Annotated in this window: 15 protein-coding genes; 6 read left to right on the top strand and 9 right to left on the bottom strand. The window is 36.5% G+C overall.

Annotated features, from left to right (window positions below; all coding sequences use genetic code 11):
• Positions 1 to 25: 25 nt before the first annotated feature.
• Entirely contained in the window at positions 26 to 1336 is a 1311-nt protein-coding gene (locus tag B045_RS0107280) for a TolC family protein (protein WP_018463618.1), read from the bottom strand.
• Between the two features lie 228 nt (positions 1337 to 1564).
• Here B045_RS0107280 and B045_RS0107275 point away from each other — a divergent pair, with 228 nt between their 5' ends.
• Positions 1565 to 2380, top strand: a complete 816-nt coding sequence (locus tag B045_RS0107275; protein WP_018463617.1) for a helix-turn-helix domain-containing protein — start codon at positions 1565 to 1567, stop codon at positions 2378 to 2380.
• 271 nt (positions 2381 to 2651) lie between these two features.
• Here B045_RS0107275 and B045_RS0107270 read toward each other — a convergent pair whose 3' ends face one another.
• Positions 2652 to 3587 carry a PfkB family carbohydrate kinase gene (locus tag B045_RS0107270; protein WP_018463616.1) on the bottom strand — a complete coding sequence of 312 codons (936 nt, stop codon included), beginning with the start codon at positions 3585 to 3587 and terminating at the stop codon, positions 2652 to 2654.
• 90 nt (positions 3588 to 3677) lie between these two features.
• Between B045_RS0107270 and B045_RS0107265 the strand changes: the two genes are divergently transcribed.
• Positions 3678 to 4907: a M16 family metallopeptidase gene (locus tag B045_RS0107265; RefSeq protein ID WP_018463615.1), complete on the top strand. Its 1230-nt coding sequence runs from the start codon at positions 3678 to 3680 to the stop codon at positions 4905 to 4907.
• A gap of 43 nt (positions 4908 to 4950) precedes the next feature.
• Here B045_RS0107265 and B045_RS0107260 read toward each other — a convergent pair whose 3' ends face one another.
• The 7 genes from B045_RS0107260 to dapB all read right to left on the bottom strand — a co-directional run bounded on the left by B045_RS0107260 (position 4951) and on the right by dapB (position 14976).
• Positions 4951 to 5898, bottom strand: a complete 948-nt coding sequence (locus tag B045_RS0107260; RefSeq protein WP_018463614.1) for a tetratricopeptide repeat protein — start codon at positions 5896 to 5898, stop codon at positions 4951 to 4953.
• Positions 5899 to 6305: 407 nt separating this feature from the next.
• Positions 6306 to 8180, bottom strand: a complete 1875-nt coding sequence (locus B045_RS0107255) for a RagB/SusD family nutrient uptake outer membrane protein (protein ID WP_018463613.1) — start codon at positions 8178 to 8180, stop codon at positions 6306 to 6308.
• Between the two features lie 27 nt (positions 8181 to 8207).
• The gene (locus tag B045_RS0107250; RefSeq protein ID WP_018463612.1) at positions 8208 to 11444 is read right to left on the bottom strand and encodes a SusC/RagA family TonB-linked outer membrane protein; all 3237 of its coding nucleotides are present in this window, start codon (positions 11442 to 11444) and stop codon (positions 8208 to 8210) included.
• Between the two features lie 268 nt (positions 11445 to 11712).
• Positions 11713 to 12333: a WbqC family protein gene (locus B045_RS0107245; RefSeq protein WP_018463611.1), complete on the bottom strand. Its 621-nt coding sequence runs from the start codon at positions 12331 to 12333 to the stop codon at positions 11713 to 11715.
• Entirely contained in the window at positions 12330 to 12746 is a 417-nt protein-coding gene (gene lepB / locus B045_RS0107240; RefSeq protein WP_044067686.1) for a signal peptidase I, read from the bottom strand. Before lepB (B045_RS0107240) ends, B045_RS0107245 begins: the two co-directional genes overlap by 4 nt.
• A 23-nt stretch (positions 12747 to 12769) precedes the next feature.
• Positions 12770 to 14215: a signal peptidase I gene (lepB, locus tag B045_RS0107235; protein WP_018463609.1), complete on the bottom strand. Its 1446-nt coding sequence runs from the start codon at positions 14213 to 14215 to the stop codon at positions 12770 to 12772.
• A gap of 5 nt (positions 14216 to 14220) precedes the next feature.
• Positions 14221 to 14976, bottom strand: coding sequence for a 4-hydroxy-tetrahydrodipicolinate reductase (gene dapB, locus B045_RS0107230; RefSeq protein ID WP_018463608.1), 756 nt, complete (start codon positions 14974 to 14976; stop codon positions 14221 to 14223).
• Between the two features lie 243 nt (positions 14977 to 15219).
• On the opposite strand from dapB, the gene B045_RS0107225 reads away from it, so the two are divergent.
• The 4 genes from B045_RS0107225 (at position 15220) to B045_RS0107210 (ending at position 20451) form a co-directional block, all read left to right on the top strand.
• A complete protein-coding gene (locus tag B045_RS0107225) occupies positions 15220 to 16662 on the top strand; it encodes a calcineurin-like phosphoesterase C-terminal domain-containing protein (RefSeq protein WP_018463607.1) in 1443 nt (480 codons plus the stop codon).
• Between the two features lie 1060 nt (positions 16663 to 17722).
• On the top strand, positions 17723 to 18322 hold the full coding sequence (locus B045_RS0107220) for a porin family protein (RefSeq protein ID WP_018463606.1): 600 nt from the start codon (positions 17723 to 17725) through the stop codon (positions 18320 to 18322).
• Between the two features lie 174 nt (positions 18323 to 18496).
• Positions 18497 to 19492, top strand: a complete 996-nt coding sequence (locus B045_RS0107215; protein ID WP_018463605.1) for an NAD-dependent epimerase/dehydratase family protein — start codon at positions 18497 to 18499, stop codon at positions 19490 to 19492.
• Positions 19489 to 20451 (top strand): phosphatase PAP2 family protein, encoded by a 963-nt coding sequence (locus B045_RS0107210; protein WP_018463604.1) that lies wholly within the window; start codon positions 19489 to 19491, stop codon positions 20449 to 20451. Before B045_RS0107215 ends, B045_RS0107210 begins: the two co-directional genes overlap by 4 nt.
• The last annotated feature ends 73 nt before the right edge of the window (positions 20452 to 20524 follow it).

The following is a 20524-nucleotide window of genomic DNA, read 5'->3' as shown; positions in this document are numbered from 1 at the left end:
TTTATTATTATATTTTCTTTTTATATTAAAGTTGTCCTGCTATATATTTCATTTTATAGTATGCATAAGCAATATTAATGCGTGCATCTACCTCGCTAAGTTCGGCGTCCAGTTTCATATTGCAGGCATCAAGCATGTCGGTGATCAAAACAAGTTGATTTATATATCTTTCGTTTATCACTTTATAGTTCTGCTGCGCCAATTCAACGTTTTTTTCTTGTGTTTCTAATTCGGTGTAGCTTTCCAAATACTGTGTATAGGCAGCTTGCACCTGATTGTTCAGCTGTTCGCCCACAACATCCGTCTGTTCTTTTGCATTCTTGAATGCTAGTTTAGCTTTAGAAAGCTTTTTATTGCTTTTGAAAATAGACGACAGGCTGTATTTTATTCCAACTCCGACATACCAAGCGTTAAGATTCTTGTTTATAGACGGAATTTCAAATGTTATAGGTCCGTTTAAATCATTGCATGCCACAAGAGATACCTTTGGCATAAAGTCACTTTTTGCTATTTTTATTTGCTGTTCAGCTATACGCTCATTCACTCTGGAAATTTTAATTTGCTGTGACTGATCAACTGTCTCGGTCTGCCATTTAGTTTCACCATCTTTGCTGAATATGGCAGAAGCAGTATCATCTGTTGGCTGAATAATATCAGAATTTGTGAGTCCTAAAGTATTACATAGTTGATGATTTATTATGCTACGCTGATTGCGTATCTTTGTGAGTGTGAGACGCAATGTCTGCATTTGCAGTTCATATCGTGTTATATCATTTTTCAATGCAACACCCTGGTTATGTTTTTCCTCAATATTAGCTATAAGTTTAGCTGTTAGTTCTATATTATCTTCCATTACTTTTTCACGATTTTGCAGTTTCTGCAAATCCAAATATTCACCTAATACGATAAAACGGATATTCTCGCGACTCATGTCCAGACCTAATCCAGCTTGTTCTTTACCAAGTTGTGCCAATTTTATGTTTGCATTTATTGCTCCACCGGCATAAACCACCTGTTGTGCATCAACAGCAAACTCATTTCCGAAATGAAACGCACTATAACCATGAACATTTGTGAAGTCACGGTCAGTAAGCAGAATGTTACCCATATAGTTGGCATTTAGTTTTACATTGATGTCTGGCAAGCGTTCACTTTTTGCTACTTTTACACCTTCTTTAGCTACTTCAAGTCCTGTCCTCTGTGAATTTAGTTCACGGCTATTGCTTTCCGCCAACTGAAACATATCACTGATGCTCATCTTTCTCACTATTTGCGAATTGGCATTAACAGAAAGAATCACAACCAATGTGATTGTCAAAATAAATCTTTTAGTCATATCTATATTTCAAATAAATCTTTTTACCCTATCGTTAATTGTGGGATTACGACCCTGTCTCTACTATATATATTAATGAGAACATTTATAATTCAGGTGCAAAGTTACTGCTATTTAGACAAATGTTAATAAACTTAAAGTCCACGTCTATGGACGTTTTGGGACATATATTATCCTTTTTAAAGAAAAATAGGCTATATTTGCAGCCTAAACGAGAATAAAAATAAAATGAATCAAGCAAAAATATACAGTACTTCATTGAAAGAATACATCGATTCCCCAACAATAACAAGCGGAGGAGCTATCATTCTTTGTCGTTATGGATATGCACGCATACAAGTGAATTTTAATCACTGGGATTTATCAAAAGGCGAAGTTATGACTATATTTCCAGGTGAGGGCGTACAGCTTCATAATCCAACATCTGATTTTTGTGTTGACGTATTGGAATATAGTAATTCGATGTTACGTGAGGCTAGTTTGCAATTAGAACATGCCGTTTATTCATTTTTACGCACCGACCGTAAGTGTAGCGACCCTGAAGTTGTAAAGAATGTTGTTGAATCAATGTTTACATATATTTCGTTTTATCTATCAAATCCTGTTTATGAAGAGACCGACCATATAGTATTATTGATGTTGAAATCGTTTTTTCTAGGAATCTATGAACATATACGCAACAATCCACAAGAGCAGATAGAGGAAATTGGTAGCCAGCGCACAAACGAACTTTTTAATGCATTCATGGCTATACTTGAAAAAGACTACAAACATTCTAGAGACGTAAATTATTATGCATCAAAACTATGCATAACACGCAAATATCTCGGAATAATAATATCTCGTAAAACAGGTATCACGGCAAAACATGTTATTGATGAATATGTGATAATGCAGTTAAAACTGAACTTACGCACATCGCATTCTTCTATCAAACAGATAGCTGCCGAATACAATTTCTCTGACGCCTCATTCTTCATACGCTACTTTCGTCATGCCACAGGTTCAACTCCTGCAGAATTCCGCAGATTGCATAAAGTTTAGATTATTTACAACAGCATTAATTGCATGGGATAACGCATTTCTTATATTTTTGCCTTAAAGATGAATTTGATTTCATCTTTAAGGTTTTATAAAGACATGACTATGATGTTTTCATTGAACAAAAAGATGCAAAAATATATTTCATTGTCATAAACTTGAATATTACAACTTCATATCCAAAATATCTTATACAATGGAATCCCCACAGTAATTGCGCATAAAGCATATATACGCCTATAACTAGTTACTAAAGAATCAAAAGTTTATATGATTATTTCTTAAGTTTCATTTTTTCACCAAACTCAGGACTTACATAATTATATATATCCTTGCAACATTCTGCTGAGAAAGACAAACCAGACAATATAAGACAATCCCACTGCTTCTCAGTAAGTCCGTTCTCAATATCATAGTGAGTGATATTAGATTTAAGCATACCAAAAATAAAGCCAGCATTGAAATTATCTCCTGCGCCAATAGTACTTACGGCATCGGTCTTCAACACATCATACTCTTTAGCGAAATTATTTTCAGCACGTATAGCAACAGGTTCACTACCACGAGTGCAGATAAACTTTTTGCAATAGAAACTTATCTCAGAGTTATAAACTTTGTCTGCATCTGGCTGCTTATATAGTATTTCGAAATCTTCATGACTACCACGTACTATATCAGCAAACTCAAGATTCTCAATGAGATTTGGAGTAATCTTCATTATTTCGTCCTTATGTTGAGAACGGAAATTAACATCATAATATAATATGGCACCATGGTTATGGGCATATTCCAAAAAGCCAGCAACTTGTGGACGAACAACAGGATTAATGGCGAAAAACGAACCAAAGATAACTATGTCATCAGGATTTACTTCCGGATAGACAAACTCCAATTGGTCATGAGGATGATCCTTATAAAATATATAATCGGCATTATTATTCTCATCAAGGAAAGCGAGAGAGATTGGAGACTTGCTGTCGGGAAAGATATTCACATTATCGGCATTAACACCATTATCCTTTAAAAAATTGATTACACAATCACCAATACGGTCATTACCAGCCTCACTAATAAAAGTTGAATTTACTCCGCAACGACCAAGAGAAATTATGGCGTTAAAAGCAGAACCACCAGGAACAGCACTCACTGGTTGACCTTCCTTAAAAATAATGTCGAGTACTGTCTCGCCAATTCCTATTACCTTACGCATTTATATTTATATTGTATATTTTAGATTTTGGATGCAAATATAATCGAAATCAGCGGCATCTGCAAATTTTTAAGTAACTTTGCACACAATATGACATACAATACTTTTACTCTTGATAACGGGTTACGCATTATTCACAAACCATCAACATCTGATGTGGTATATTGCGGATATGAAATAAATGCAGGGACACGAAACGAACTACCAACAGAAGATGGAATAGCCCATTTCTGCGAACATGTTTCATTCAAAGGAACAGAACGCAGACGCCCTTGGCAAATCATAAACTATTTAGAAAGTGTTGGAGGTGACCTTAACGCATTCACAAATAAAGAAGATACCGTGTACTATTCAGCTATACTGAAAAAGCATACGGCAAAAGCTATTGATATTCTTACAGACATAGTATTCCACAGCACTTATCCACAACAGGAAATAGATAAAGAAGTTGAAGTAATCTGCGACGAGATAGACAGTTATAAGGACTCACCTGGAGACCTTATATATGACGAGTTTGAAAATGTACTCTTCAAAGGGCATCCACTTGGACACAACATATTGGGTACATCAGAACTCGTAAGAGGTTTCAAAACAGCAGATGCTAAAAGATTCACAGACAAATACTATCGTCCTGAAAATAGCATATTCTTCATTTATGGAGATGTAGACTTCAAACGTATTGTTAAACAACTTGCAAAGGCAACTGCCGACTTCGCACCTTGCAAGCCGTTGATTAATCCAGACATAAGTAAAGCTTTACCAGAATACAAGAGTCAGATTATTGAAATTGACAAAGGTACTCACCAAGCCCATGTGATGATAGGAAACCGCAGTTATAATATCCATGATGACAGAAGAATGAGTCTTTACCTGCTTAACAATATTCTTGGCGGACCAGGAATGAGTGCCAGACTTAACATGAGTCTTCGCGAACATCAAGGGTTGGTATATACCGTTGAAAGCAGTATAGTAAGCTATGGTGACACTGGAATATGGGACATTTACTTCGGATGCGATCCGCACGACGTAAACAAATGTATAAAACTTGTGAAGAAAGAATTGCACAAAGTTATTGACAAGCCTTTATCAGAAACTCAGTTGAAAGCCGCAAAGAAACAAATAAAAGGTCAGATAGGAGTGTCATGTGACAATAAGGAAAACTTTGCCCTTGATTTTGGCAAGAGTTATTTGCACTATGGTTGGGAAAAAGACATTACTTCATTATATGCTAACATAGACGCTATTACATCAGAAAGTATTCAGAATGTTGCTGCAGATATTATGAGCGAAGATAAACTGACAATGCTTATATTCAAGTAATTCAGATATTTTTCTACATTTATTACATGATATATTCTAAAGTTTATTTACTGGCGCTTATCTGTTTAATTTTAGAGGTAATGTCATCATCAGGTTCATAAGCGAGGGCTTTCTTCCATGCTTCAAGTGCTTTTGCTTTATTTCCGGATTCAGCTTCCGACTGACCCAAATTTTTATAGATCAGTCTCATCAATGTTGGACTGGGCTGATAGAGTTGAGCTGCTGTTTCTAAATGAGATATTGCTTCTAAGTTCAGATGGAGTTGACTCTCAACCATACCTAGGCGATACATTCCTACTGGGTTTTTTGGAGACAAGTTCACAGCTTTCTGGAGATACACCTTGGCAGAATCGAGGTTATGAAGATACTCATAACATAAACCTGTATAATATAACCCAGAAAATGTGGTATCCTTTTCCTGCAATAGCCTTTGGTACATATTAAGTGATTTATCATATTTCTGAGAAAAGAAATATGCCTGAGCAAGTGCACGATTAACCTCCACGTTATCCGAGTCCTTTTTATAATATTTCTCACCAAATTCTACGGCAAGAAACTGGCGGGTACCATATTTATCATTATCAATTATCAGATGCATAAGGCTAGCTAAGATTCTACTATCCATAGGAAAACGCCTAATAAGAGCATAACCATAAATTTCCTGAGTAGAAGGTTTTTCCATTGCACCATAGGCATAATACAATTCTTTAAAAGCATCATGACTCAAACTATCCTCGCTTATATTCTCAAGTATCTTTGTACATTCCTTTAGTTGGTATCTACAATAGTAGCAGTCTGCGATCTTCATCTGAAGGTCTTTTGTATCACGTATTTTCTGTGCTTTTTGGAAATAGTCTAAAGCATGAAAATAGTCATTCTCGGTAACGCAACTATCTCCTTTGCCAACCAGTCCGTTGCGATTATTGTTCGACGCAAATCCTAGGTTGCTAACCAAAAGCATCGCAATTGTAATTAATGTTTTTCTAATCATAATTATATTCTGAAATTATTTACTACAATTAGCAAGAAATATTTCTTGCTTTGTTCCCATTACTTTTATTCTTTCAGCATGACAAAATTACTATTTATAGAATATAAATCAAAATAATAATCAGACAAATATTACACAAAACTACACATTGAATAATATATGTTAATACAGCTTATACACTGTCCTTGTTTTATATACATTATTTCATACAAATCATAGTATGATTGCTTAATATCATAATCTTTGCAGCAATGTATGTTCGTTGTACATACAATTTATTAAGCATTGAAAAAGACTATTTATTTTCGATGCGCTTCGGCTATAAATAAAAAGGAGGGCATGTCATAACAACATGCCCTCTTCCTATAAAACTTAACTTAATTACCAAACAACTAAGTGTAAAAACATTAGTAACCAGGATTTTGCTTAATCAATTTATTTCTCAATATTTCGTTTTGTGGGATTGGCATTACAAGACGCTGCTTGTCAAAGTCCCAATTACGATAATAATGCCAATTGTTCTTCTTTCCTTGGTCTGTATTTGGTACGCCAACCCCCTTAGGATAGTTATATTCTATAGACTTCTCTAAGAAATCACTACGCTGAAGATCTGCCTTAAGATTCCATTCAGAACTAAATTCTTTACGGCGTTCCTGGCCAAGAGCAACTTCCCATGGTTCACAGTCTGCGAATGGTTTACTTACAACGCCAACACCATCAATAGTAAGTCCCTCATTCTTAATCTTTGTATAGTAATCCTTAGCTGATTCAACAGGAACCGTTGCTGAATTGAAAGGGATTGGATAATTGTCTTTTGCTACATAATCAGAATATCCACCTAGACCAGCAAGACTCTTGTAATATTTATTAAACTTGCTATTTAGTACAGCACCTTGACCAACTTCAGTATTACCAAATGCACGCTGACGAATCTGATCTATAATACCCCAAGCTTCAGCATCGTCACCACCATTCAAACGGAATAAGCACTCTGCATAGTCAAATAGAACTCCAGAATAACGTTTGTAGTAGAAGTGACATGGAGAATGAGGATTTGACCACTGAGCACGCTGACATCTCCATAATTTCATCGTCCAAATTGCAGGAGCATACTCACCACCATTTGCAAACATGTAACCATTATTATCCTTTGAGCCAAGTGTCTGCTGCATGAATGGATTTTGACCATAAGAAGTAGCAGAACGATATTGTATAGGAAGTTCAGCAACAGGGCTTGTACACATTGAAGCATCACGACGCTTGTCACCTAACTCATAAGAGAAGTAGAGTTCCCAAGAAAGGTACTCTGATCCCCAACCCCCACCACCATTGGTAGAAGCTGCAAAGAAGTTGTTAAAGATGTGCGCATCAGAATCATATTTACCATAATTGCCGACACCCATATCATTTACAACCTGCCATACACATTCCTTTGGCCAGGCTTCATCTACATCCCAAAGAGTAGAATAAGAAGGAGCCAAGTCGTATGTGCCACTATGTACGACCTGAGACAGAGCTGCTTTAGCAAGTTCCAAATTTGGCTTACTTTCGTCAGCCTTACCATTAAAACGAGCCTTATATGCTTTCCACATATAAGCATCACCTAGATAAGATAAAGCCATACCTTTTGTGCAACGTCCATACTCTTTGTTATAAGGTATCCAATCAAGCTCGTCTGCAGCTTGCTTAAGGTCGGCTATGATAAAGTCCCACATCTCATCATCAGTTTCGGCAGAAGCCTTATCTGGTGTATTAATGAAGGTTTCTCCACTGGCAAGCATAGGAACGCGCCCCCAGTTTTCTGCAAGGAACATATAGAAATATGCACGAAGTGCATGAGCTTCACCATCAAGATATTTATAGGATTTAAAACTCTTTGTACTATCTGAACTCTCAAGTCCGCTTAGGAAATTGTTTGCACGACCAATAGCACGATAAGAATAATTAAAACTCTTTCCAAGATCCGCATCATCAGCTGTCCAGCCCTGCTTACACCAGTTAACATCATAACCAGTAGCCTGTGTATCCAAAGTTGGGTGACAACCAAAGAACAACTGCGGTTTATAGTTCCAAGCATCAGCATATTTACTATCTGCAAACAAACAGTCATAAATACCATTAAGTCCACTTGCAGCATCTTTTTCAGTTTTGAACATCTGATCTGCGGGGAGAATATCATAATGATCTACTGATAAGAAATCATCATTGTTACACGACGTATTTAGTGCCATCGTAGCAACACCCATCGCAGCAATTATGATAGATTTATTTATATATTTCATCGTATTTTTATTTGTAAGATTATTAATTTAGAATTGCACACTTAATCCCAATGAATAAGTACGAGGTGTTGGGTAACGACCAGTATCAAGACCTGTGTAAATAACAGATCCCTGACCACATTCTGGATCACCATATTTATTGTAACCTGATATACACGCAAGATTACTAATAGACATGAAAGCGCGAGCAGAAGTTATCTTCAATGGAGTAAGCCACTCTCTTGGGAATGTATAGCCAATCTGTATATTATTAATCTTCAAGAAATCACCATTCTTTACCCAGAAGTCAGATACACGGCAGTTTGAACTCTTATCATCAAGAATACTCAAACGAGGAAGACTTCCATTAGGATTTACAGAGAAAGACTCGTTGTAAGCACTTTTAAGAATGTTAGGAACAGAAGGATCATCGACAGCCTTCATTGTAGAAAGACGCATTGCTGAGTAAGACAGGATCTTCTGACCTAGTACACCATAAGTGTAAACAGAGACATCCCAATTCTTATAAGTTGCGTTCAAGTTAAGACCAAAGTTTAATTTCGGGAAACCATTACCAATTACATCAACATCATTTGCGTCAACTTTCTTATCACCATTAAGGTCCTTATAATAAAGGTCACCCACGTGAAGTCCATCCTGATAAGTACCACCAGCAGACTTATTTAGTTCATCAAGCTGAGCCTGAGTGCGTACAATACCTGCGGCTTTGTATCCATAGAATGAACCTACGGCATAACCCTCACGGCAAATAGAGTGGTTAGTCCACTTTAAGCCATCACCATTAACAGCCTGAACATTAGAACCATCAATATTAGTACCATCATTACCACCAGAACATGTATTGTAAATATCGAGACCACTCTGAATAATCTTATTCTTCAAAGTTGAACCAGTGATAGTTGCACCAATAGAAAAGTCCTTATTAAAGTTATGGTTGTATCTTGCACTGAATTCAAAACCAGTATTGCGGATTTCACCATAGTTGCTATAATATGTCTGGTAGCCAGAAGATAGTCGTACAGAAACATCAAGAAGCAAATCCTTAGAATTACGAACAAAGTAATCAAATGACATATTCAAATCACCCTTAAGAAGGGAGAAATCAAGACCGAGATTAGTCTGTTCATTAGTTTCCCATTTCAAATTAGGATTTGCAATAATCAACTGAGCTATACCATTAGCGGTAGTAAAATTCTGGGTTGTAGCACCGTCAGAATAGAAATGATATTGAGTTGAAGCAGAACCCAACTGTGAAATAGCATTACTTGTGGCACTACCGGCATTACCTGTTCTACCCCAGCCAAGACGAAGTTTAACGTTACTTATAGCGCTAATGTTTTTCATCCAAGGCTCTTCAGATATACGCCAAGATGCAGCAGCAGAAGGGAATGTTCCCCAACGGTTTCCTTCACCAAAGTTTGAACTTCCATCACGGCGAACAGTTGCAGTTAAGTTATAACGATTCATCAAACTATACATCAAACGACCATAGTATGAGATGAAACGAGTTTGAAGGTTAAAACCACCACCACAATCCTTAGTTGTAAGGTCGTTGGTAAGTGAAATTAAGCGTATCGTTTCAGCAGGGAAATCTTTAGCACTTGCATTTACCCAATAACCTTTACTCTCACTAACAGAGTTACCTGCCATAGCAGTAATATCATGAATATCGTTAGCCCAATGATAAGTAAGATAAGTTTCAATACTCTTATCATAGCTTGAATTCTGAGACAAACTAAAACTTTCTCTTGTGTCGATATTATTCATTTTAACCTTTTGGTCACCATTATAACGAACAACAGGAGTCTGCCAGTTATAGTTATCTTGTGCATTATGATTGTAAGAGTATATAGATTTTAGGTGAAGTCCCTTAACAGGGTTCAAATCAATATAAACGTTAGCTAAGACGCGATTATTACGTGTAGGACTATCAAGTTCCATCTGCTTCGCATAAAAGTTATCAGCACTTCCTGAAATTTCATTACCTGTTGCAGAGTTCTGCCAGAATGTACCATAAGTACCATCAGCATTAACAACATTTGGTGATACAATCTTACCATTTGCATCCGTATAGTCCATTGTTGGAGCTAATGTTGCATAGTCACGAATAGAAGAAAGGTTGGTATTATTACCAAAACCATTATTACTTCCTCTATTAACATCGTGTGTAAAGTTCAAGTCACCACCAACCTCAAGATAATCGTTTACCTGAGCTTTCATAGTTCCACGAAGATTCATACGACGATAGTTTGTGTTTACAACTACACCTTCGTTATCCAAATAGCCTGCAGAGAAAGAACTTTGGAATTTCTCTGTACCACCGCTTATGTTAACAGAATAGTTCTGACGAAGAGCGGAACGAGTCATTTCTTTCTGCCAATCAATCGTCTTGCGCTGACCATCATATTGGGTAGAAAATATTGGCATAGCAACGTTTGTACCATCACCTTGACGAGCTAAACGAATAGCGCTTGCATAAGTGTCAGCATCTAGGGTGTTAAGTGTGTTTGCAAGAGTTTGAACACTCCAACCTGCGTTTACGTCTACATGAAGAGCACCCTTTGAACCATGCTTCGTGGTGATCATGATGACACCATTCGCACCACGAGAACCGTAGATAGCTGTTGCAGAAGCATCCTTCAAGACTTCAATGCTTTCTATATCTTGTGGATTCAAGAAGTTAGCATTCGTACCAACCTGCACTCCATCAACAACATATAGAGGTTCAGAGTTTCCATTAATAGTCCCGACACCACGAATACGTACCTGTGCCATTGCACTAGGAGCACCATCCTGAGATGTAACGATTACACCTGGAGCAGCACCTTTCAGTCCGTCGGCAAGGTTTATTGGAGATTTCTTCATCATGGACTTTGCATCAACAGAAGCAACAGAACCAGATATATCACTACGTTTTGCGGTACCATAACCAATTACTACGACATCATTAAGAGTACTGGCGTCTTCTTTCAATGTTATAGTAATATTTTTACGTCCGCTAATATTCACTGTTTGGGGTACAAAGCCCACATAAGTGATATTTAACTTAGCATTTGGTGCAGCTGAAATTTGGAAACTTCCATTAAAATCAGTAATTGCTCCTTCCTTAGTACCCAGGACTCGAATCGTAGCCCCAATAACAGGCTCTCCAGATTCATCATTAACTATTCCTTTGACTATGCTTTGAGCCGATATTCCCAATGGGAATAAACAAAGCAAGAATAGCAACACTAACGGCTTTTCAATAGATTTTAAATAATCCATGTTTGACTTTGTTAGATAATTATTAGGTTGTTATATTAGATATTTGACTTACTACTTTTATCAGCAAGTGTATGTTTACAAATGTTGCATAGTATTAGCATCAATTATGATGACGGCGACAAATTTATATATTATTGACGATTATGACACCAAAAAATAGCTCATTTATATTTCATAATGTTTCATTAATAACTTTTGTTTCCCATATAATAAAAAGCTACAGGTATTTAACATATCTGCCACTATATATTTTTAGGGTAAAATAAGCTTAAAGATAGAATACAGACTCGTTTCCTTCATTAAACAACAAGTCTAGAATGCTCATGTTTGGCTGAAAATCAAATTTTTGTTGATACACCTGATAGTATCTTATAGGATTAAAGTCAGCATCATTACCAGGATGCTTGGGGCGTATTACATCACGAAAATCAACCACATCATTTACAGATGAGACAAATTCATTTGTGAGACTAATCGTTGGGCGAATGTCCAAAAGTTCATTCATCTTTTGCGTTATTTCCATATTGAAATCAATAAGGAATTCCCACTTTCTTTCGAAGAAAGGACGAATGTCATCCTGATAATATTCAAAGAAAGGACTTTCACCGTAAGCTGAAGTTAAAGCATTCCAATGAATATGACGCCAATTTCCATGATCAGAAATGCGAATATCCTTCATTGGTGTCTTTGATATTGGTGAGTCTGCAACGGTGGTCACCGGAATGCTAAGTGACTGGAGTCCATTAGTAGTAGGTATGACACATCGGTTGCGATAAGTCTGCTTGATAAAATTATCATGCTGCTCAATCATACAACGGTCATATCTGTTTAGTTTCTGATACCATTGTATAGGACCAAAATATGTAGAAGAAAGTAATGCTATTGTCAAAACGGAAGATTGTATAATCGGTATGCCTTGCCATTTATGCTATGATAAGGTACAAGTAATTTGCCACGCCCTATATTAATAAGGTATTCATGACAATATTTACACCTGCACTTTCGGCAACATACCGTAGGTATAACAAATTTGTCTTTGCCAACAGTTATCGTATCTCCTGGCAGAGCTTCTATTCTGCCAAGCAACTTAACACTGTCACCAAAGACAATTAAATCATTTTTTTTAAAATCAGCACGTGCCAATCTATTCACTATCACTCTGTCACCATTCTTCAACAAAGAATTTTCTGGTACTTTATAGACAGCGAAAGCAAAGGCGCGCACCACTAATACGATTAAAAACGCAGCCAATATTGATATCATCCATTTCAGGAATTGCCGCATATCAATCAGCCTTCCCATTAGAGGGAAGGCTTTAATAATTTTTATTTGATGTTATCGACAAAATTAAACAGACGATTCCATCTTATACCACTGAGACCTGGGTGATCTGGATTATGGCTCCACCATATAAATATAGGCTTTCCAACAATATGGCTCTCTGGCACAAATCCCCAATAACGAGAATCGGCACTGTTATGACGATTATCACCCATCATCCAATAATAGTCCATCTTGAACTTGTAGCTATGTGCCACCTTGCCATTTATATATATATTTCCGTTTACAATCTTTAGATTGTTACCTTCATATACATGTATAGGACGCTCATAGATAGCAATATTGTTCATATCAAGTTTTACAGTTGCACCCTTCTTTGGTATCCAGATAGGACCGTAATTATCACGAGTCCAACCAGTATATCCGTTTAAAGGATATAAATCTCCTGTCTGGGCATCTGTATTAAGACGAATACTCTGAACAATATCCTTGCGTTTAGATAAAGCCGTAACAGCTTTCTTTGTGAGAGGAATAAAACCGTATTGGGTAAGACCTGTTATATCTTCTGTTGATATGCCCAGTTGATCCATTAGTTCCTGCGGCATAGGGCATCTGAGTTTCACATAATAAGAATACTGAACATTATCAGGTTCTTTATTAGCCTTTCCGTTAAGATATACGATTCTGTTCTTTATCTGCAAAGTCTGTCCAGGAAGTCCTACACAACGTTTTACATAGTTCTCACGACGATCTGCAGGACGTGTAATTATCTCACCATATACCTGCTGATTACTCAATATATAGTTTCTACCAAGTGCATAAATCATATCAAAATACTTACGTTGCTGAATTCTGTTAAGTGACTTCAGTTGTGGCATTTTATGATTCTGCTGATAAAGTTGTTCACCTATGCCATAAGACATTGCATAATAGTCTTGCTGTTGCCATTGATCAGAAGAGCAAATTGTATCGCCTGCAGGATAATTGAAAACGACAATATCATTAAGCTTTACATTACCCAAACCTTTAACACGACGATAGTCCCAATGAGGCCATTCAATATAACTCTTGGCATTTACTACTGGAAGCGTGTGCTGAGTAAGTGGCATTGTTAGCGGAGTCTCTGGAATACGCGGACCGTAACTAACCTTGCTTACAAACAAATAGTCACCCGTGAGCAGACTCTTCTCTAAAGAAGATGAAGGAATAACAAAGTTCTGAAAGAAGAACAAATTAATGAAATATACAGCTACAAGAGCAAATACAAGTGCATCAACCCAACTCATAAGGAAACGAGTAGGTCCCTCAGCATCCTTCCACCATTGCCATCTTATTTTTTTTGTAATATATACGTCATATATAAACGGCACAACTATCAGTCCCCACCAACTCTTAACCCATAGCAGGAAAAGCAAGTAACAAACTAGAACTACTGCAAACTTAGTCCATTGAACCTTAGAATTAATCTTGGTTTTGCTTTTATCAATCATCGTTATTAGAATTTAAAAAGATCACTTGTGGTAAGCAATCCAGTATGTTCTTTTGTATATTCAGCCGCAAGAACAGCACCGAGTGCAAATCCTTTTCTGCTATGAGCATTATGAGTTATTGTGATTTTATCAGCTTCGCTATCATAGTTGATTGAGTGAATACCAGGTACTTCGTCACGACGTATGCTAGCAATAGCCAACTGACTATCAGCAACTTCATTACTACCTTCTTCTGTTCCGTCAGCATTATGCTGGAATCCTTTAACCCATTCAGTTTTTCTATCAATATTTTCTATCACTTCCTCTGCGAGAGTGATTGCTGTTCCTGATGGAGCATCCAACTTATGAACGTGATGAGTTTCCTCCATTTCAACATCATACTGTGGAAAATTATTCATTATCTTTGCAAGATAACGATTTACAGCTGAGAAAATAGCTACACCAATTGAAAAGTTTGATGCCCAGAACAATGTCTGTTTACCGTCTTTAGTAAGACCCTCAACTTCTGATTTATGGTCTTTCATCCAACCAGTACTACCACTCACAATCTTAACATTGTGTTTGAAAGCCTTTAAATAGTTGCCATAAGCAGCTGTAGGATTAGTAAACTCTATCGCAACATCTGCACTAGCAAACTCTGGAGAATCAAAATCCTGAGGATTATTGACATCAATCTTGCAAACAATTTCATGACCACGCTGAAGGGCTATTTCCTCTATCATGCGTCCCATCTTTCCGTAGCCTATCAAAGCTATTTTCATAATCTATATAAATTAAGAATATTCTAACATGCAAAAATAATTCTTTAAAGCCAAACTACAAAATATAAATTCCTATTTTAACGTTTATTCCAAAGATATAAACCGTCAAACACTGATTATCAAGAGATTTGGCACTGATAGCAATATGTTTACTACGCATTTAAATTATTTATCTTTTAAAGTATATATGCTATAAAAAATATTAGTAATTTTGCAGCGTTATTGATATTCATAATATTATAGATGAAAAGATTTTATTTATGGCTTATTCTTGGCTTGATGTCATCAACAAGCATGGTAGCACAAAACTACAAGATTACCGTTATAGGTAAAGTGTACAATCAGTTAGGACACGGTATTCCTGATGTAGTTGTAAATGACGGAGAAAACTTCGTTAAAACGGACATGAAAGGCAAATATCGCATTGTGGCAGATACGACTAAAAGCAAGTTCATTGCCATTTCAACTCCAGCTGAATACATACTCCCACACAAGGATGGTATAGCATTTGGATTTTATGCCCCAATAAACAAGTTAAAAGGTAAGTCTGTCAGAACACACAACTTTATATTAAACAAACGTGAGAACAAATCCGACAAGTTTTATTACATCGCTATTTCCGATCCACAAATAAACGACGAACATGATTATAAGCGCTGGTGCAATGAGACTGTAAAGGATATGAAATCCGAAATTTCTCGTATGGATAAAGAACATGAAGTCATAGGGATAACGCTTGGCGACATGGTTTTCAGTAAGAGAAATATTTGGGAACCTTTTAAAAAGTCTATCGAAAACACAGGAATGACAACATTCATGTGTATAGGTAATCACGATATGATTAAGAGCGTACCTAGTCTGGAGAATTCGCCAAAGGGCGCAAAGATATATTCAGAAATGGATTTCATGAACTATTTCGGACCTACAGATTATTCATTCAACATCGGAAAGATTCATGTTGTTACAATAAACAACATCAACAACATGCAACACAATAAATATGTTGAAATGCTGACACCGTCTAAATTAGAATGGTTGCGAAAAGACCTTAGCTATATTCCTAAAGGATCTATGATATTCCTAAATATGCATGCCGCAGGATGGAACAAATGGTATCCTTATGCAAATATGCACAATACTCCTATGCTCGACAAACTTCTCGAAGGATATGATGTTCACGTATTCTGCGGACACTCACACTTTTTTCAAGATGTAGACGTAAACGAACATCTTTACCAACACAACATTGGTGCTGCTTGTGGTGCGTGGTGGTGGGGAAACGTAAACAGATGCGGTGCACCAAACGGATATATGATTGTTGATGTTGACGGAACAAAAGTCAGATGTATTTACAAAGCAACGGGGAAATCCATAGAGTATCAAATTCACGTATATAAAAAAGGAGAGTTTAGTACACAAAAAGACTTTATAGTTGCAAACGTATGGGACTATGACGACAAGTGCAGCGTAGAATGGATACAAGACGGAGTGAACAAGGGAAAAATGGAGCAATTTAAAGATAAGGATGAGGAGTATTCTAGAATTAAAAACGAGCATCATGTAAATCTGCCTGAGTGCTATACAACCCACTTGTTTCGCCTAAGACCAGAACAAGGCGCAAAGAAAATAGAAATTATTTTCACTAATCATTATGGAGAAAAATACAAAGAAAACATTGTATTATGATAAGATAGAGGCTCTTCGTCAATTTAGTTGAAGAGCTTTCTACACAAATAGGCTTAGAGCACTCTACCAGAAAAAGTTTTTTAATGTCACTAATGTCATAATGTCACAAACCCTTTGTTTATAAGGCTTCAGCCAGTGACATTAAGTGACATTATCGGGGGAAAAGTGGCATTATGCCCTAAAGTACACCTGTTTTTTGCGTTTTTTTTGCAATTATGCTATTTGCATAATACATATTTGTGCTTATGGAGTTTTATTAAGCATAAAAGCAAGCTTCTTGAACTGCATGAATAATTCAAAAAATCTACTCATGCCTAGATATAAAATGAGAGAATGAATTTGAAGGATGTAAATATATTTAGAGACTGATTGCACAAACTATCACCCAAATTTTCACAACTTCTGTGTAATTCGATTACATCAACATGTGTGCAATCAGATTACCTCGGCACGTGTGTAATCCGATTACACAACGTGAGTAATCGGGTTACACAACGTGGGCAACTCAATTACCCACGTTAGGTAATTGAATTGCCTAACGTGAAAAAGGGTATTGCCTGGAGTAGATAAACGAATGATTATCAATAAAACTACAAGAATAGGATTGATGATAATTACCACTATTTTGTAGTTAGGTTTTGAGATAAAAACTAAACATACTGCGAAATATATCGCACATAATGACAAGTACAGACCATCATAAACGAAAAAATGTTTATACATCTACTGCATATTTGGCAAAAATCGCCAAATGTAGGTGTGATTTGAAGGTTAATGCCACTTTTATCCCGATAATATCACTTAATGTCACTGGCTGAATCCTTATAAACATAGGGTTTGTGACATTATGACATTAGTGACATTAAAAAAACTTTTTCTGGTAGAGAGTGAATATATAGCCCACTGTTTATTCTAAAAATATAATCACCATATTTGTTTTAGACTTTTAAATACAGCAACTTTGTTAATGGACAACAAAAGGATGGATTCATTTTACTTTTTAAAAAAATTGCATTACCTTTGCAAAAATATTAACAATTAATATAAACATAACAAGAAAATGAAAAAGCTAATCGTTTTAATTAGTTTGTTAGTGGTAACAGTAGCAGGCTATTCACAGCAGTTGCGCTCAGGTTCAATAACATTAACCCCAAAGATAGGTATTAATGCATCTGGCTATTATGGTGATGATGATAATAGTAGTTTTGACTACAAGCCAGGACTGGTAGTCGGAGCCGAAGGTGAATACTACATTAAGGACTGGTTGGGAATATCGGCAGGTCTTTTTTACTCTCAGCAAGGAGCAAGTCTGAATGAAGACAAAATCAAAACAGAATATATTAATGTACCTATTTTATGTAATTTCCATTTTGGCAATTGCTTTACTCTTAAAGCTGGTTTGCAGGAAGGTTTAAATATAAGTTCTAGCACTGACGCCGTACCTGACTACATGTCACGCGGACTTGAAGCAAGAGATATTGATATATCAATGCCTATAGGCATGAGTTTCGCATTCGACAAATTTGTAGTAGATGCACGTTATTCTCTCAGCTTAAATAAAGCTTTAAGAGGAGAAAACCACTACTACAATCTTGATAATGCCGATTTACATAACAGCGTATTCGCATTAACTTTAGGTTATAGATTTAGACTGAAATAACGAACATATAGTCAAGTTATTTTACTTAAAATGTATGAGCCTCTGCTCATGCAGAATTGATCATTATAATTTTGATTACTTCTGCATGGGCAGGGGCAAAATGATTAATAATTAATAAAATACTTTGCGCTTAATGAAATTTGCATTACTTTTGTTTCCCAAATAGCTATTTTGATGAAGATATTAGTAACTGGTGCCAGTGGTTTCATTGGCAGCTTTATTGTGGAGGAAGCACTCAGAAGGGATATGGAAGTATGGGCTGCCGTGAGGAAAAGCAGTTCAAGGAAGTATCTTACTGATGAGCGTATAAATTTCATAGAACTTAATCTATCCTCGGAAGATGATTTAAGGCAACAACTAGCCGGACATGAGTTCGACTATGTCGTGCATGCAGCAGGTGCTACCAAGTGCCTACATAAATCTGATTTCTTCAAGACCAATACCGACGGAACAAAAAATCTTGTTCATGCACTGATTACATTGAAGATGCCTATCAAGCGATTTGTATACCTCAGCAGCCTAAGCATTTTCGGTGCCATTAGGGAGAATTCTCCATATATGGAAATTGAAGAAAACGACATTCCACGTCCTAATACTGCCTACGGAAAAAGCAAACTAATGGCAGAAAAGTTTCTTGACACTATTGGAAATGATTTCCCTTATGTCATATTACGTCCTACTGGAGTTTATGGACCTAGAGAGAAAGACTATTTCATGATGGCAAAGACTATTAAAGGACATATAGATTTTTCTGTTGGTTTCAAGCATCAAGATATCACTTTCATATACGTTCAGGATCTTGTGCAAGCAGTATTCCTGACATTTAATCGTGGCAAAAACGGAAGAAAATATTTCTTGAGTGACGGCAATATTTATAATTCTACTGAATTCAGTAATTATATTCATGAAAATCTTGGACGCCCATGGTGGATAAGAATAAAAGCACCTATATTCATACTGCGACTTGCAACATTGATTGGAGAATATGCAGGAAAAATCACAGGTAAGATATCGGCACTTAACAACGATAAGTATAACATTTTAAAACAACGCAATTGGCGCTGTAATATAGAGCCTGCCGTGGACGAATTGGGCTTTCATCCACAATATGACCTAAAACGCGGTACGGAACTCGCCATTAAATGGTATAAGGAGAATAAGTGGTTATGATTAATATAAATAAATGGTTTGCCATTGAAAAGAAGCCTACAAAGGGGCTTCTGCCACTTGAATGGGCGGTATTGGCATATATGGCATTTACGTTGCTCATAGTTCTATTTACTTATACAAAACTAGTAAATCCAGACTCTATGATATGGGGGCGTATACGTATAGGTGCCATAACGATAGCAATGTGGATTGTTTACAAAATGCTACCCTGCCGTGTAACCCTTTTTACCCGCATATCAGTACAGATGGCATTATTGGCCTGGTGGTACCCTGACACATACGAGATAAATCGTATGTTTCCAAACCTTGACCATCTATTTGCCACTTGGGAACAAAGTATGTTTGGCTTCCAACCAGCATTAGATTTCTCTGCCAGATTTTCTTCTCACATCATAAGCGAACTGATGGATTGTGGCTATGCAGCCTATTATCCAATGATCGCAGTGACCGTGTTGTTTTATTTTATATACAGATATAATGAGTATCACAAAGTGGCATTTGTGATAATGGCATCATTCCTTACTTATTATGTTTTATACGACATTGTACCAGTTGTGGGACCAACATTCTACTATAAGGCAGTAGGAATAAGTAATATTACGCACGGTATATTCCCAGATGTTCAATACTATTTCTGTAATCATCATGATTGTCTGCCTAGCCCTGGATATACCGACGGTATCTTCTACGACTTGGTTGAAGACGCAAAAGCTGCTGGAGAAAGACCTACCGCTGCATTTCCAAGCAGTCATGTAGGAATATCGACAATATGCATGTTGCTTGCATGGCATAGCAGAAACAAAAAACTACTGTTCATTATGCTACCTTTCTATGTGTTCCTATGTCTGGCGACAGTATATATACAGGCACATTATGCAATAGATGCAATTGCAGGATTTATAACAGCTCTGATATTTTATTTCGGTTTTTCTCATCTTGCCGACAAATTGCATAAATAGTTGAAAACCAACAAATATCATTAGATTATCAATTATAATTAGTAACTTTGCACACTAATATTTATCATATAAA

The sequence above is a fragment of the Segatella paludivivens DSM 17968 = JCM 13650 genome (assembly GCF_000373185.1).
GTDB lineage: Bacteria > Bacteroidota > Bacteroidia > Bacteroidales > Bacteroidaceae > Prevotella > Prevotella paludivivens.
The sequence above is the reverse complement of the archived record's forward strand: the minus strand, read 5'-3'. Positions and strand labels throughout refer to the sequence as shown.